General features: G+C 72.1%; 11 protein-coding genes and 1 pseudogene. 5 read left to right on the top strand and 7 right to left on the bottom strand.

The window, feature by feature from the left end; all coding sequences use genetic code 11:
• Window positions 1-21: 21 nt before the first annotated feature.
• The 7 genes from ACIA47_RS27815 to ftsY all read right to left on the bottom strand — a co-directional run bounded on the left by ACIA47_RS27815 (window position 22) and on the right by ftsY (window position 8526).
• Window positions 22-678 carry a response regulator gene (locus ACIA47_RS27815; RefSeq protein WP_396711343.1) on the bottom strand — a complete coding sequence of 219 codons (657 nt, stop codon included), beginning with the start codon at window positions 676-678 and terminating at the stop codon, window positions 22-24.
• Complete coding sequence (locus ACIA47_RS27820) at window positions 675-1832, bottom strand: sensor histidine kinase (protein ID WP_396711344.1); 1158 nt, start codon at window positions 1830-1832, stop codon at window positions 675-677. The genes ACIA47_RS27815 and ACIA47_RS27820 overlap by 4 nt, the downstream gene beginning before the upstream one ends.
• Window positions 1833-2075: 243 nt before the next feature.
• Complete coding sequence (locus tag ACIA47_RS27825) at window positions 2076-4406, bottom strand: [protein-PII] uridylyltransferase (RefSeq protein ID WP_396711345.1); 2331 nt, start codon at window positions 4404-4406, stop codon at window positions 2076-2078.
• Between the two features lie 16 nt (window positions 4407-4422).
• Window positions 4423-4761, bottom strand: a complete 339-nt coding sequence (locus tag ACIA47_RS27830; RefSeq protein ID WP_172862163.1) for a P-II family nitrogen regulator — start codon at window positions 4759-4761, stop codon at window positions 4423-4425.
• A 25-nt stretch (window positions 4762-4786) separates the two neighbouring features.
• Window positions 4787-6199, bottom strand: a complete 1413-nt coding sequence (locus ACIA47_RS27835; RefSeq protein WP_396711346.1) for an ammonium transporter — start codon at window positions 6197-6199, stop codon at window positions 4787-4789.
• Window positions 6200-6474: 275 nt separating this feature from the next.
• Window positions 6475-7338, bottom strand: a complete 864-nt coding sequence (locus ACIA47_RS27840) for an aminoglycoside phosphotransferase family protein (RefSeq protein WP_181539524.1) — start codon at window positions 7336-7338, stop codon at window positions 6475-6477.
• 6 nt (window positions 7339-7344) lie between these two features.
• A complete protein-coding gene (gene ftsY / locus ACIA47_RS27845; RefSeq protein WP_203125942.1) occupies window positions 7345-8526 on the bottom strand; it encodes a signal recognition particle-docking protein FtsY in 1182 nt (393 codons plus the stop codon).
• A gap of 161 nt (window positions 8527-8687) precedes the next feature.
• Between ftsY and ACIA47_RS27850 the strand changes: the two genes are divergently transcribed.
• The 5 genes and pseudogenes from ACIA47_RS27850 to ACIA47_RS27870 all read left to right on the top strand — a co-directional run bounded on the left by ACIA47_RS27850 (window position 8688) and on the right by ACIA47_RS27870 (window position 13701).
• Window positions 8688-10415, top strand: coding sequence for an alkaline phosphatase D family protein (locus ACIA47_RS27850; protein WP_396711347.1), 1728 nt, complete (start codon window positions 8688-8690; stop codon window positions 10413-10415).
• Window positions 10416-10425: 10 nt separating this feature from the next.
• Window positions 10426-10866: a MarR family winged helix-turn-helix transcriptional regulator gene (locus ACIA47_RS27855; protein ID WP_396711348.1), complete on the top strand. Its 441-nt coding sequence runs from the start codon at window positions 10426-10428 to the stop codon at window positions 10864-10866.
• 146 nt (window positions 10867-11012) lie between these two features.
• Window positions 11013-12631, top strand: a pseudogene (locus ACIA47_RS27860) (MDR family MFS transporter).
• A 9-nt stretch (window positions 12632-12640) separates the two neighbouring features.
• A complete protein-coding gene (locus ACIA47_RS27865; RefSeq protein WP_396711349.1) occupies window positions 12641-13135 on the top strand; it encodes a universal stress protein in 495 nt (164 codons plus the stop codon).
• 44 nt (window positions 13136-13179) lie between these two features.
• Window positions 13180-13701, top strand: a complete 522-nt coding sequence (locus ACIA47_RS27870; RefSeq protein WP_396711350.1) for a DinB family protein — start codon at window positions 13180-13182, stop codon at window positions 13699-13701.
• The last annotated feature ends 5 nt before the right edge of the window (window positions 13702-13706 follow it).

A 13706-nucleotide genomic window follows, 5' to 3' on the forward strand; every position in this document is an offset into this window, starting at 1 on the left:
CGCTGTCGCCCGGCCCGGGCCTCACCCCGACACCAACCCCGACTGGTACGCGAACACGACGAGCTGGGCCCGATCCCGGGCTCCCAGCTTGCCCATCGCCCGGCTGACGTGGGTCCGCGCGGTCGCCGGGCTGACCACCAGCTGTGCGGCGATCTCCTCGTTGTTCAGGCCCTCACCGACCAGGCCGACGACCTGACGCTCCCGATCGGTCAGCGCCTCCAGCCGGGGGTGCGGACGAAGCACCCGGGACGGCCGGGTGGCGAACTCCCGCACCACCCGACGGGTCACCGACGGCGACAGCAGCGCCTCCCCCTCGGCGACGAGCCGGATCGCCCGCAGCAGCTCAGCCGGCCTGGTGTCCTTGGTGAGGAACCCGCTCGCACCGTGCCGCAGCGCGTCGAAGACGTACTCGTCCAGCTCGAAGGTGGTGAGCACCACCACCCGCGTACTGGTCAGGTCGGGGTCGGCGACGATACGACGGGTCGCCTCGATGCCGTCGATGCCGGGCATCCGGATGTCCATCAGCACCACGTCCGGCCGTACCTGACGGGCCAACTCGACCGCCCGCAGCCCGTCGGACGCCTCGCCGGCCAGCGCCAGGTCCTCCTCGCTCTCCACCAGCGCGCGCAGCCCGAGCCGGACCAGGTCCTGGTCGTCGGCGATCAGCACCCGGATCACGTCGGCGGCTCCACGGGCAGCGCGGCGTACACCCGGAACCCGCCCCCGGCGCGCGGCCCGGTGGTCAACCGACCGCCCAGCGCAGCGACCCGCTCGCGCATCCCGGCCAGACCGTGACCACCCTCGTCGTCGGCCGGAGCCGTTCCGGCGCGGCCCGTCCCCCGGTCGGTGACCTCGACGGTCAGCTCGTCGGCGCGGTAGTCCACGGTCACCTCCGCGCTCGCCACCCCCGCGTGACGCAGCACGTTGGTCAACGCCTCCTGCACCACCCGGTACGCGGCCAAATCGACCGCGGCCGGCAACTCCCGGGGGTCACCGACCACGCGGACCTCGACCGCGAGCCCCGCCCCGGCGAGCCGGTCGCGCAGCGCGGGGAGGCGGGCCAGGCCGGGTACCGGCTCACGCTCGGCACCCCGCCGCACCGCGCCCAGGGTCACCCGCAGCTCGTCCAGCGCCTCGCGGCTGGTCCGGCTGATCGCGGTCAGGGCCACCTCCGCCTGCTCCGGCCGCTTCGGCAGCAGGTGCAGGGCGATCTCCGCCTGCATGCTGATCGCGGCCAGCCCGTGCCCCACCACGTCGTGCACCTCCTGCGCGATGCGCAGCCGCTCCTCGTCGGCCTGCCGTCGCGCCTGCTCAACTCGGCTGCGGGCCTCTTCCGCACGGGTACGCGCGGTCGCCTCACGGCTCACCCGCACCACCACCCCCACCGCGAACGGTACGACCACCCAGGCCGCCGCGGGCAGCACTCCCGTCCAACCCGGCGCGGGCCCCCGCCCGGAGAAGACGTGCGCCAACAACAGAACGAACGCGCCGCCGGTGGCGAGCGCCGCCGGTCGCACCGGCAGCCACACGGCCACGGTGTAGACCGCGACCAGGAACGTGACCAGGATCGGCCCGTACGGGTAGCCGATCAGCAGGTACGTCGAGGTGGCCACGGTGACCACTGCGAGGGCGGCGACCGGAGCACGCCGCCGGACCAGCAGGGCGAGCGCGGCGACGGCGATCAGCACCCGACTGGCGGCGTCCACCGGCCTCGACCCCGGCTGGTTGTCCCCGGCCAGACCGGTGGCGAGCAGCCCGAACCCGAGCAGCACCAGGGCGAGCGCGGCATCCGCCGCCACCTCCGGCCACCGCCACTGCCCGCTCCGTCGCATGGCCGTCATTCTGCCCGCGCAGGTGCCGCTCGACGTGCGTCCACGAGCGGCACCGCCACTACGCCCCCGGACGTACCCCCACCCCACCCCACCCCATCCCGCCCTCACCCCCGCGATCTTGCACTTTGTGTCGCCACTGTGCGGCTTTTGCGCGGTACGCGGGGACACTAAGTGCAAGATCGACGCGGGAGTGCAAGATCGACGCGGGAGTGCGAGGGCGGGGTGGGAGTGCGGCGGGGCGGGTCAGACGGCGGCGAGGACTGCGGCCTCCAGGCGGGCACGGGTGGCGTCGTCCGGCCAACCGCCGACCAGATAGAAGGCGTCGACCACGTCGGCGCCGAGGGTGGAGATGCGGGCCGCGCGAACCAGGGCGCCGGCCTCGTCGAGCGCGCAGGCGACCCGGTAGAGCAACCCGGCGGCGTCGGCGGCGCGCAGTTCCAGCAGTACGGCGTCGGTGGCCGCCTCGCGGTGCCAGACCACTCGTGGAGCCGCGCCACCGCCACGGCTGGCGAGCGCACGGCCGCGCAGCCGTTGGGTGACCGACACGTCGCCGGCGACCGCCCGGCGCAGGTCGGCGCGGAGGGGGACCGGGTCCGGCGGAAGACCGTAGCGGGGCTGCACCCGGCACTCGACCAGGGCCCGGCCGTCGACGGCGGAGGCGTCCGCGGAGATCACCTCCAGCCGGTGCAGCGCCAGGCAGCCGGCCACCGTGGCGAGCAGACCCCGCCGGTCGGCCGCCGCGACCGACACCCGGTCGCCGGTCAGGTGGACGACCGGCAGTGGCCCGGCCAGCAGCTCCGGGTCCGGGGCGGGTGGCTCGGGGAGTACGCCGGTGTCCAGCGCGGTGCGAACCCGGGCGACCAGCTCGGCGACGAGTCGGCCCTTCCAGTCGGACCAGGCCGCCGGCCCGGTCGCCGCCGCGTCGGCGCGGACCAACGCGTGGAGCACGTCGAGGGTGCCGGTGTCACCGACCGCCTCGGCCACCGAGGCGATGGTGACCGGGTCGCCCAGGTCCCGGCGGGTGGCCACGTCGGGCAGCAGCAGGTGCAGCCGGACCAGCTTGCCGATCAGCTCGACCTCCGCGGTGGGCAGACCGACAGTGGTGGCCACCGCCTGGGCAACCGGCACACCGACGGTGCTGTGGTCACCAGGGAGGCCCTTGCCGATGTCGTGCAGGAGAGCGCCGAGGAGCAGCAGGTCGGGGCGTTCCACCTCGCGGGCGTGCCGGCTGGCCTCGTACGCGGTCTGCACGAGGTGCCGGTCGAGGGTGAAGCGGTGCACCGGGTTGTGCTGGGGCAGGCTGCGCAGCCGGGTCCACTCGGGCAGCCAGCCGTCGACCAGCCCGTACCGGTCGCAGGTCTCCCAGGCCGGCACCAGGCCGGCACCGGCGCCGAGCAGAGTGATCAGCGCGGCCCGGGCCTCGGCCGGCCAGGGAGCCGGCAGGGGCGGGCAGTACGCCGCCAGCCACTCGCAGGTGGCCCGCGCGATGGGGATCCGGGTGGTGGCCGACGCGGCGGCCACCCGCAGCGAGAGGCTCGGGTCGGGGCGCGCCCCGATCGCCGTGCGGGCGAGCACCAACTCGCCGTCGTGTTCGACCACGTCGCGCGCGACCGGGCGGCGGGCCGGGCGGCCGTTGCCACCCCGGGAGCGGCCGGAGCGCAGCCTGTCGGCGGCCCGGAAGGCGTCGTCCAGGGCGTGGCTGACCGTGCGGGCGTCACCGGCGACCCGACGCAGCAACGCGTCGCCGTCCTCCACGACGGCTCCAGGCCGCCGCGCGCCGTCAGACGCGCCAGGCTGGAGTTGTCGCAGGCCGAGCAGGGTGGCCACTCCGTCGCGCTCCTGGGCGACCAGCCGGTCGACCCGTCGGCCGACCTGCTGGTGCAGCGCGTCGCGGGTGTCCAACAGGCGCAGGTGGGCGGCGCGTACGGCGGGACGCAGCGCGTCGGTGATGCCGGCGGCGGAGATCGCCCGCAGCAGCCCCACGTCACGCAGACCACCGGCGGCCTCCTTGAGGTCGCCCTCCAGCAGGAACGCCAGCTCACCGTGGGACTGCCAACGGGCTTCGGTGACCTCCCGCAGGCCGGGCAGGTGCCGGACGGCGGTGCGCCGCCAGTGATCGGCGGCGGTGCGGATCAGCGCGTCGGCCAGCGCCTGGTCCCCCACGATCAACCGGGCGTCGAGCAGCCCGAGGGCGACCTTGACGTCGTCCTGGGCCACCGAGAGCGCCTCGGCGACGGTGCGTACGGAATGGTCGAGCCGCAGGCCCGCGTCCCAGACCGGGTACCAGACCGAGGCGGCCAACTCGTCAGTGCCGGGCACCCCGGCGTGCAGCAGCACCAGGTCGAGGTCGCTGTACGGAGCACACTGCCGCCGACCCAAGCCCCCGACGGCCAGCAGTGCCACCCCGTCCCGCGCCGGCAGCAACCCCCGCAGGAACGAGTCGTAGGCGGCGGCCCGCCCCCGCCGAGCCGCTTCCCCGATCCCCCCGGGAACACCGACGACCTCGTTGATCAAGAGGTTCGCGTCGCCGTCATCGGCGGGTCCTGACGCGTTCTTCTTGATCAACGAGGTCATGTCAGTAGTGGCCGCGTCAGAGTGCGTCGAGGCCGCGTTCGCCGGTACGTACCCGGACGACCTCTTCGACACCGGTGACCCAGACCTTGCCGTCACCGATCTTGCCCGTGCGGGCCGCTCCGACGATGGCGTCCACCACCTTGTCGACGTCGATCTCGTCGGTGAGCACCTCGACCCGGATCTTGGGCAGGAACTCGACCGTGTACTCGGCACCCCGGTAGACCTCGGTGTGCCCCTTCTGCCGCCCGTACCCCTGAACCTCGCTGACGGTCAGCCCGGCCACCCCGAGGGCGTGCAGGGCCTCCTTCACCGCGTCCAGTTGGTACGGCTTGATGACTGCGGTCACCAGCTTCATGTCCAACCCCTCCATCCCAGGAACGTTAACCGGCGACCTTTTCGCTGACCGGCTCGGCGGGCTCCGCCTCCGGCTTGGCACCACTCGTCGCGCCGCCACCGGGGGTGCCGATGCCGGCCATCGCGAACGCGCTGCCCGTGCCGCCGCCGGCCGGGGACAGGTCGTAGCTGCTCTCGGCGTGCTCGGCGATGTCGATGCCCTCGACCTCCGCCTCGCCCTTGAGGCGGAAGCCGATCGTCTTCTCGATCACGAAGGCGAGCACCCAGGCGATGCCGAACGACCAGGCGGTGACGATCAGGCCGGCGAGGGCCTGCCGCCCGAGCTGGGTCGCGCCACCGCCGTAGAAGAGGCCGTCGGAGGCCCCCACCACGTCGGTGATCGCGGCGTTGACCGAGTTGGTGGCGAAGAGGCCGAGCCAGAGCGACCCGATCCAACCACCGACGAAGTGCACGCCGACCACGTCGAGCGAGTCGTCGTAGCCGAGCTTGTACTTGAGGCTGACGGCGAGCGCGCACACCGCGCCGGCGACGATGCCGAGCAGGACGGACGCCCACGGTGCGATGAAGCCACAGGCCGGTGTGATGGCGACCAGGCCGGCGACGGCGCCGGACGAGGCACCGACCATCGTCGGCTTCCGGGTCTTGACCCACTCGACCGCGATCCAGCCGAGCACCGCCGCCGCCGTGGCGAGCTGGGTGTTGATGAAGGCGAGGCCGGCGACCGAGTCGACGGTCAGCTCCGAGCCGGCGTTGAACCCGAACCAGCCGAACCACAGCAGACCAGCACCGAGCGCGACCAACGGGATGTTGTGCGGCTTCATGCCCTCACGCGGCCAACCGAGCCGCTTACCGAGGACCAGGACCACGGCCAGGGCCGCCGCACCGGCGTTGATGTGCACCGCGGTGCCACCGGCGAAGTCCAGTGCGTGGATGTCGCCGCCGATGATGCCGCCGCCCCACACCCAGTGGGCGACCGGGAAGTAGACCAGGGTGGCCCAGCCGAAGGCGAACAGCAGCCAACCGGCGAACTTGGCCCGGTCGGCGATGGCACCGCTGATCAGCGCGACGGTGATCACGGCGAAGACCATCTGGAAGGCCATGAACACGTAGAGCGGAACGCCGATGCCGCTGGGGTTCTCCGCCGTGGCGCCCCACAGGTCGGTTTCGGCAAGGAAGGTCTTGGTGCCGAGGTACGCGCCCGGGTCGCCCCAGAAGCCGTTCACGTCAGCCCCGAAGGCGACGCTGAATCCGTAGAACCACCACAGAATAGAGATGAGCCCGATAGCCGAGAAGCTCATCATCATCATGTTGAGTACGCCCTTGGCCCGGTTGAGGCCGCCGTAGAACAGCGCCAGTCCGGGGGTCATGAGCAGCACGAGCGCGGTCGAAACCAGCAGCCACGTGGTATTGGCGCCGTCGATCGTCGGTGCTTCAGGCACGCTGGCCTCCTAAAGGTGAAGTCCTCCTTCGCGGCTTTCCGGGGCAGCGTCGCCCGTAGGCCGGTTGCGCGGAAGCTTCGCGGCCGGCTGTTTCACTTTGGGTCCCGTGCGGGTTTCCGTTTCGTGACGGGTTGTTTCGGACGTGTCACGAACTCCGCACAGTCATCGGCATGGACGACTGTGTATCGACCGGACGGCGATCGTCGATGGCTGACCGGTCAGCGGCATCGACCGGTGCGCGTGACCGGCCCGGCCGAGCATCGCCCGACCGGCGCTCAGCGGAGGGCGTTCTCCAGGGCGTGCCGCTCGTAGTCGAGCAGCCGCAGATCGCGCATCGGCCGACGCAGGTGGCCCTTGTGCACGATCCGGACGAACGCCGGCTCACCGGCGGCGGCCATCCGCCGGATCCCCTCGACGTGGTCCACGATCCGTTTACGGATGGTCCGGATCAACCGGTGCCGGTCCCGGGGGATCAGCCCGTACGCGTCGGCGAAGAGCCGGAGGCGGCGCGGGCGGTCCGGGTGCTTCCAGCCCAGCGTGATCGAGTCCCGGTCCGCGAAGATCGGCACCCAGGTCCAGGCCGCGTACGCCACGTCGTAGATCCGCGCTCCGGGCGAGGCGAGGTCGAAGTCGATCAGCCCGAGGGTGCCGTCCGGACGCCAGATCACGTTGTGCGGCGCGGCGTCGTGGTGGCAGATCACCTCGGTGTCCGGTGGTGGGGGCCCGAACGAGCGCCAGACCGCCGCCTGCGGAGGGGTGAAGCCGTACTGCGCGTCGTGGAACATCCGCAGCATGGTGGCGACGGTGACCAGGGCCTCGTCGGTCACCCAGTGCGGGGCGAGCGGATATTCTCCGCACTCCCCCTCCAGGTACGACAGCACCTCACGGTTGCGCTCGTCCATCCCGAGCGCCCGGGGGGCGCCGGTGAACCCCACGTACTCCAGGTGGCGCAGCAGCGCGTGCACGGACGGGGTCCACGGTCCGGCGTTGCGCCGGACCGTGTCACCCACGCGGACAACGGTGCTCACGTTGCCGCCGTGCAGCGGGATCTCCTGCGAAGTCACGTACGGTCTCCCGAGGCGCTGCGAGGGATGGCCGGGGTCGCGCCAGCCCGCGTACGCGCGATCGTCAGTGGTCACCCGAGACTACGCGTCCCGGCCGGTGGCCTCGGTCCCCAGCAACGCGTCGACGAACTGCGCCGGGTCGAACGGGGCCAGGTCGTCCTTGCCTTCGCCGAGGCCGACCAGCTTCACCGGGATGCCGAGCTTGCGCTGCACGGCGATCACGATGCCGCCCTTGGCGGTGCCGTCGAGCTTGGTCAGCACCACACCGGTCACGTTGACCACCTCGGTGAAGACCCGGGCCTGCTCCAGGCCGTTCTGCCCGGTGGTGGCGTCCAGGATGAGCAGTGTCTCGTCGATCGGGCCCTGCTTCTCCACCACACGCTTGACCTTGCCCAGCTCGTCCATCAGGCCGACCTTGTTCTGCAGGCGGCCGGCGGTGTCGATGAGCACGGTGTCCACGCCGGTGTCGATGCCGCGCTTGACGGCGTCGAAGGCGACGCTGGCCGGGTCGGCGGCCTCGGGCCCCCGCACGGTCTCCGCTCCGACGCGCGAGCCCCAGGTCTCCAGTTGGTCGGCCGCGGCGGCCCGGAAGGTGTCCGCCGCGCCGAGTAGCACGCTGCGACCATCGGCCACCAGCACCCGGGCGATCTTGCCGCAGGTGGTGGTCTTGCCGGCGCCGTTGACGCCGACGACCAGGACCACCGCCGGCACGCCGTCCTTGGGTGCGGTCCGCAACGAGCGGTCCAGGCTCGGGTCGAGCGCGTTGACCAGCTCGGCGGCGAGCAAGGCCCGCAGCTCGGAGGCCGAGCGGGTGCCGAGCACCCGGGTGCGCTCGCGGAGCCGGTCGACGATGTCACGGGTGGCGTCGACGCCGACGTCGGCGGTGATCAGGCTGTCCTCGATCTCCTCCCAGACGTCCTCGTCGAGGTGGTCGCGGGCGAGCAGGCCGAGCAGGCCCTTGCCGAACACGTTCTGTGAACGGGACAGCCGCGAGCGGAGCCGGACCAGCCGCCCGGCGGTCGGCTCGGGGACCTCGACCTGCGGTTCGAGCACCGGCGGCGGCTCGACCAGGATGCCGGTGGACAGATCGGACTCCGGTGCCTCGACCGGCGGGCCGGCGAGATCCTCCTCGGCCCTGGTGTCGACCTCCGTGCGTGGCAGCGGGGGCTCGGGCCGTCGCCGCAATCGCGGCACGACCAGCCCGACTGTGCCGGCGATCAGCACACCGAGCAGGACCAGAGCGAGGACGAGATATTCGGCCATGCCGGAATCCTGTCAGATGCCGGCGGCGGCGTCCCAGCCACCGCACCCCGAGCCGCGCCCGAAGCGGTGCTCGGAGCCTCAGCACCGGACTCCGAGCGGTGCTCGGAGCCTCAGCCACCGCAGCCGGCCGGCACCAGCGAACCGGCGGTAGGCTCGGCCGCATGCCCGCCGCACACCTCCTCATCGGCCCACTTCTGCGGCGAGTGGTGGACACCCGGGCGACGATCTGGGTGGAGACGGCGGCGCCCGCCGTGGTCACCGTCCGCACCGCCAGCGGCGCCACCGGCACCGCGCCCACCTTTTCGGCGTACGACCACCACTACGCCCTGGTGGTGGTGGAGGGCCTTGGCCCGGACAGCGAGACCACCTACGAGGTGCTGGTCGACGACGAGATCGTCTGGCCGGTGCCGAGCAGCGGGTTCCCGCCGAGCGTGATCCGCACCCGGGCCGCCGACGATCGGGACCAGCCGGTAAATCTGATCTTCGGCTCGTGTCGCGAGACCACCCAGCACGCCACCACCCGCAAGCTGCCACCGGACGCGTTGGACGCGTACGCCCGGCGGTTGATGGCCGACCCGGAGTCAAACCCGCTGCCCGACCTGCTGGTGCTGCTCGGCGACCAGGTCTACGCCGACGTCACCTCTCCCACCGTGCGCCGACTGCTGCGCCGACGGCGGCGGCGGCCGAAGGGCGCTCCGGCCGACCAGGTGGTGAGCTTCGACGAGTACACCAAGCTCTACCTGGAGTCCTGGCGTGACCCGGAGATCCGCTGGCTGCTCTCCACAGTGCCCAGCGTGATGATCTTCGACGATCACGAGATCATCGACGACTGGAACACTTCGGCAGCGTGGCGAGCCGAGGTGCGCGAGCAACCCTGGTGGCAGGAGCGGATCGGCAGCGGGCTCGCCTCGTACTGGGTCTACCAGCACCTGGGCAATCTCTCCCCCGACCAGATCGTCGCCGATCCGGTCTTCGCGAAGGTCGCCGCCGCCGAGGACGCCACCAGCGTGCTGCGCGAGTTCGGCCACCGGGTCGACCAGGAGTCCGACCTGGCGCACGACACCGAGCGCTGGCGCGCGGTGCAGTACCAGTGGAGCTACGCACTGGACCTGGGCCGGACCCGGCTGGTCATGCTGGACAACCGGTGCAGCCGGGTGCTCGAGCCCAACAGCCGGGCGATGCTGCCGCCCGGCGAGTGGGCCTGGTTCCTCGACCAGGCGCACGGGGTCTACGACCACCTGGTGGTGGGCGCCTCGCTGCCCTGGCTGCTGCCGCAGGGCATCCACCACATCGAGGCATGGAACGAGAAACTGGCGGACTCACGCCGGCCGTGGGTGGCGCGCGGGGCGGAGAAGCTGCGCCGCGCCCTGGACCTGGAGCACTGGGCGGCGTTCCGGCGGTCCTTCGAGGCGCTCGCGGAGACGTTCGCCCGCATCGGCACCGGCACGCCGCGGCAGTCCGGCGCGCGGATCGGGGCCGGCCCGGCGTACGCCCCACCGGCGTCGATCAGCGTGCTCTCCGGTGACGTGCACCACTCGTACGTGGCGCGGGCCCGGTTCGCGGACCCGGCGGTGGTGACCCCGGTGCACCAGCTCACCTGTTCGCCGATCCACAACCAGGTGCCGGCGGGCATCCGTCCGCTGATGCGGCTGGGCTGGTCGCCCGGTCCGGCCGGTGCCACCCGGGCGCTGGCCCGTTCGGCGGGCGTACGTCGACCGGCGGTGCGCTGGCGCAAGCTGGCCGGCCCGTACTTCGGTAACGCCGTCGCCACCCTGACCCATCACGGGCGCGGGGCTGACGTGGTCATCGAGGGCACCACCAAGGACGGGCACCTACGCCCGGTAATGCGGCGTCGACTCTCCGGCGACGGCGAGCCGGCCGCGCCGTAGTCTCTACGCCGTGGACGAGCACCTGCCGGAGCCGATCCGGGCGGTTGAGCACGAGTTGACCGCTCTGCTGCGCCGTGGCCGGGCGGTTTCCTGGGAGATCGCCCGGGAGGTGCACCCGAACCTGGAGCCGAACACCTACGGGTTGCTGCTCTGGTTGCGGCGTAGCGGGTCGATCCGGTTGACCGAGTTGGCGGCGCGGCTGGGCGTGGGCAAGGGGACGCTGAGCCGGCAGATCAACGCGTTGGAGGTCCTCGGCCTGGTCCACCGCGACCCCGATCCGAGTGACCGGCGGGCCGCGCAGATCAGCCTCACCGAGGAGGGGCAGCGCCGGTTCGACGTCGCCCGCTCAGCCCGGCTGCGCGAGTTCCTGCGCGCCCTGGACGGCTGGCCGGAGCGGGACGTCGAGGATTTCGCCCGGCTGCTCGGCCGGTTCAACGACTCCTGGCAGTAGCGCCCCCGCGGCGCGGAATAGAGTGCCGGTCCGGCAAGTTGTTGCTTCAGGCAACCAAGGCATACGGTTGCTCCAGGCAACTCTCAGGCGGCCGCGCACCCCGCCCTCCGCCGTTTCACCTCGACTCCGCTCGGAGGCAACAAACGATGAGCCAGGCGACAGTGCCTCCCCAGGCGACCGCCGTGACCATGACCCACCGGCAGATCCTGGAAGCACTCTCCGGCCTGTTGCTGGGCCTGTTCGTCGCGATCCTCTCGTCCACGGTCATCTCGAACGCGCTGCCGCGGATCATCACCGAACTGCACGGCGGCCAGTCCGCGTACACCTGGGTGGTGACCTCGGCCCTGCTCGCGACCACCGCGACGACCCCGATCTGGGGCAAGCTGGCCGACCTGACCAGCAAGAAGACCCTGGTCCAGCTGGCCCTGGGGATCTACGTGCTGGGCTCGGTGCTGGCCGGTCTCGCCCAGGGCACCGGAGAGCTGATCGCGTGCCGGGTGCTCCAGGGCGTCGGCGCCGGCGGCCTCACCGCCCTGGCCCAGGTGATCATGGCCACCATGATCGCGCCCCGCGAGCGGGGCCGCTACAGCGGCTACCTCGGCGCGGTGATGGCCGTCGGCACCATCGGCGGACCACTGATCGGCGGCGTGATCGTGGACACCTCCTGGCTCGGCTGGCGCTGGTGCTTCTATGTCGGGGTGCCGTTCGCCATCATCGCGCTGATCGTGCTCCAGAAGACCCTGCACCTGCCCGTCGTCAAGCGGAAGGCCGAGATCGACTGGTGGGGCGCCACCCTGATCACCGCGGCCGTCTCGGTGCTGCTGATCTGGGTCTCGCTCGCCGGCGACCAGTTCGCCTGGGCCTCCTGGCAGACCGCCGCCATGGTCGTCGGCGCGCTGGTCCTCGGCGCCCTGGCGATCCGGGTCGAGACCCGGGCCGCCGAGCCGATGATCCCGCCACGGCTGTTCCGCAACCGCACCATCACCCTCGCCGTCGTCGCCAGCATCGCGGTCGGTGTGGGCATGTTCGGCGCGTCGATCTTCCTGGGCCAGTACTTCCAGATCAGCCGGGGGCAGAGCCCACGATGTCCGGCCTGATGACCCTGCCGATGATCCTCGGCCTGCTGGTCGCCTCCACGGTCATCGGGCGGGTCATCACCAAGACCGGCCGCTGGAAGCGATACCTGGTGATCGGGTCGGCGCTGCTCACCATCGGCTTCGCGCTGATGGGCACCCTCCGCGCCGACACCAACTTCACAGTGCTCAGCGTCTACATGCTGCTGATCGGCGTCGGCCTGGGCATGACAATGCAGAACCTGGTCCTCGCCGTGCAGAACACCGTCGGCCCGCACGAACTCGGCGCGGCCAGCTCGGTGGTGGCGTTCTTCCGCAGCCTGGGTGGCGCGATCGGCGTGTCCGCCCTCGGCGCGGTGCTCGCCCACAAGGTCAAGGACTACACCGCCGACGGGCTGGCCCAGCTCGGTATCCCCGCCTCCAGCTCCGGCAGCGGCGGCGCCCTGCCCGACGTGCACACCCTGCCCGGCCCGCTGCGGGCGGTGGTGGAGAGCGCGTACGGCCACGGCGCCGGTGACATCTTCCTGGCCGCCGCCCCGTTCGCGCTGATCGCGCTGATCGCGGTGGCCTTCATCAAGGAGGTGCCGCTGCGCCAGCACAACGGCAACCCCGTTTCCGACGAGGTCGAGCGGGAATCGACTCTCGCCGCCGGCGCTGGCGCACCCGTGATCCGTACCGGCGAGCAGAGGTGAGGTAGAACCATGGGCGTCGGAGCACCGGACCGCGAGGAGTACGGCCCCCGGACCCGCCCGCTGCCCTTCGAACGCGGCACGGACGGGCCTCGGGTGATCATGGCCGGCGTCGACGGCACCCGTACCTCCGAGCGGGCCGGCGCCTACGCGGCGGGCCTGGCCCGTCGGCAGGGCGCCGCCCTGGTGGTGGTCTTCGTCAGCTCAGCGAGCGGCTTGACCGCCCTGGTGCCCGGCATGGACGCCGGCGCGGTCCAGCGGACCCACGACGAATTGGCCGACGAACTGCGCCGGGAGTGCCGGCGCGGGGCCGAGCAGTGGGACATTCCGGTGACCCTGCTGGTGCGGCGCGGCGACGCGTACGGGGAGCTGTGCGCGGCGGCCGACGAGTTCCAGGCCGACATGCTGGTGGTCGGCGCCTCCGAGCAGGCCGGGCACCGGCTGGTCGGCTCGGTCGCCACCCGGCTGGTCCGGGCCGGCCGGTGGCCCGTCGTCGTGGTGCCCTGATAGCCGGTCGCGGTGTGTCCGAGGTGCCGGGCAGGATGCGCGGCATGACCTGGACCGCACCGGAGATCACCCGGACCCCCGAACCGTACGTCGGCGACGAACGCACCATGCTCGACGGCTGGCTCGACTACCACCGACAGACACTGCTGCTCAAGTGCGCCGGCCTGACCGAGGAGCAGTTGCGGACCCCGAGCGTGGAACCGTCCGGGCTGACCCTGCTCGGCCTGGTCCGGCACCTGGCCGAGGTGGAGGCCTGGTGGTTCCGGGAGAACTTCGCCGGCGAGCCTGTCGACTACCCGTACTTCACCCCGGAGAACCCGGACGCCGACCACGACGTCAGCGCCGCCTACGCCGAGGCCGACTTCGCCACCTTCCACAGCGAGGTGGCGCTGGCCCGCGAGGCCGCCGCCGGTCATTCGCTCGACGAGACGTTCACCGAGGTCGGCGCGAAGAAGCGCACCTTCAACCTGCGCTGGGTCTACGTGCACATGATCGAGGAGTACGCCCGGCACAACGGCCACGCCGACCTGATCCGGGAACGTATCGACGGCGTCACCGGCGAGTGACGAAC

The organism is Micromonospora sp. NPDC051227 (genome assembly GCF_044455385.1).
Taxonomy (GTDB): domain Bacteria; phylum Actinomycetota; class Actinomycetes; order Mycobacteriales; family Micromonosporaceae; genus Micromonospora.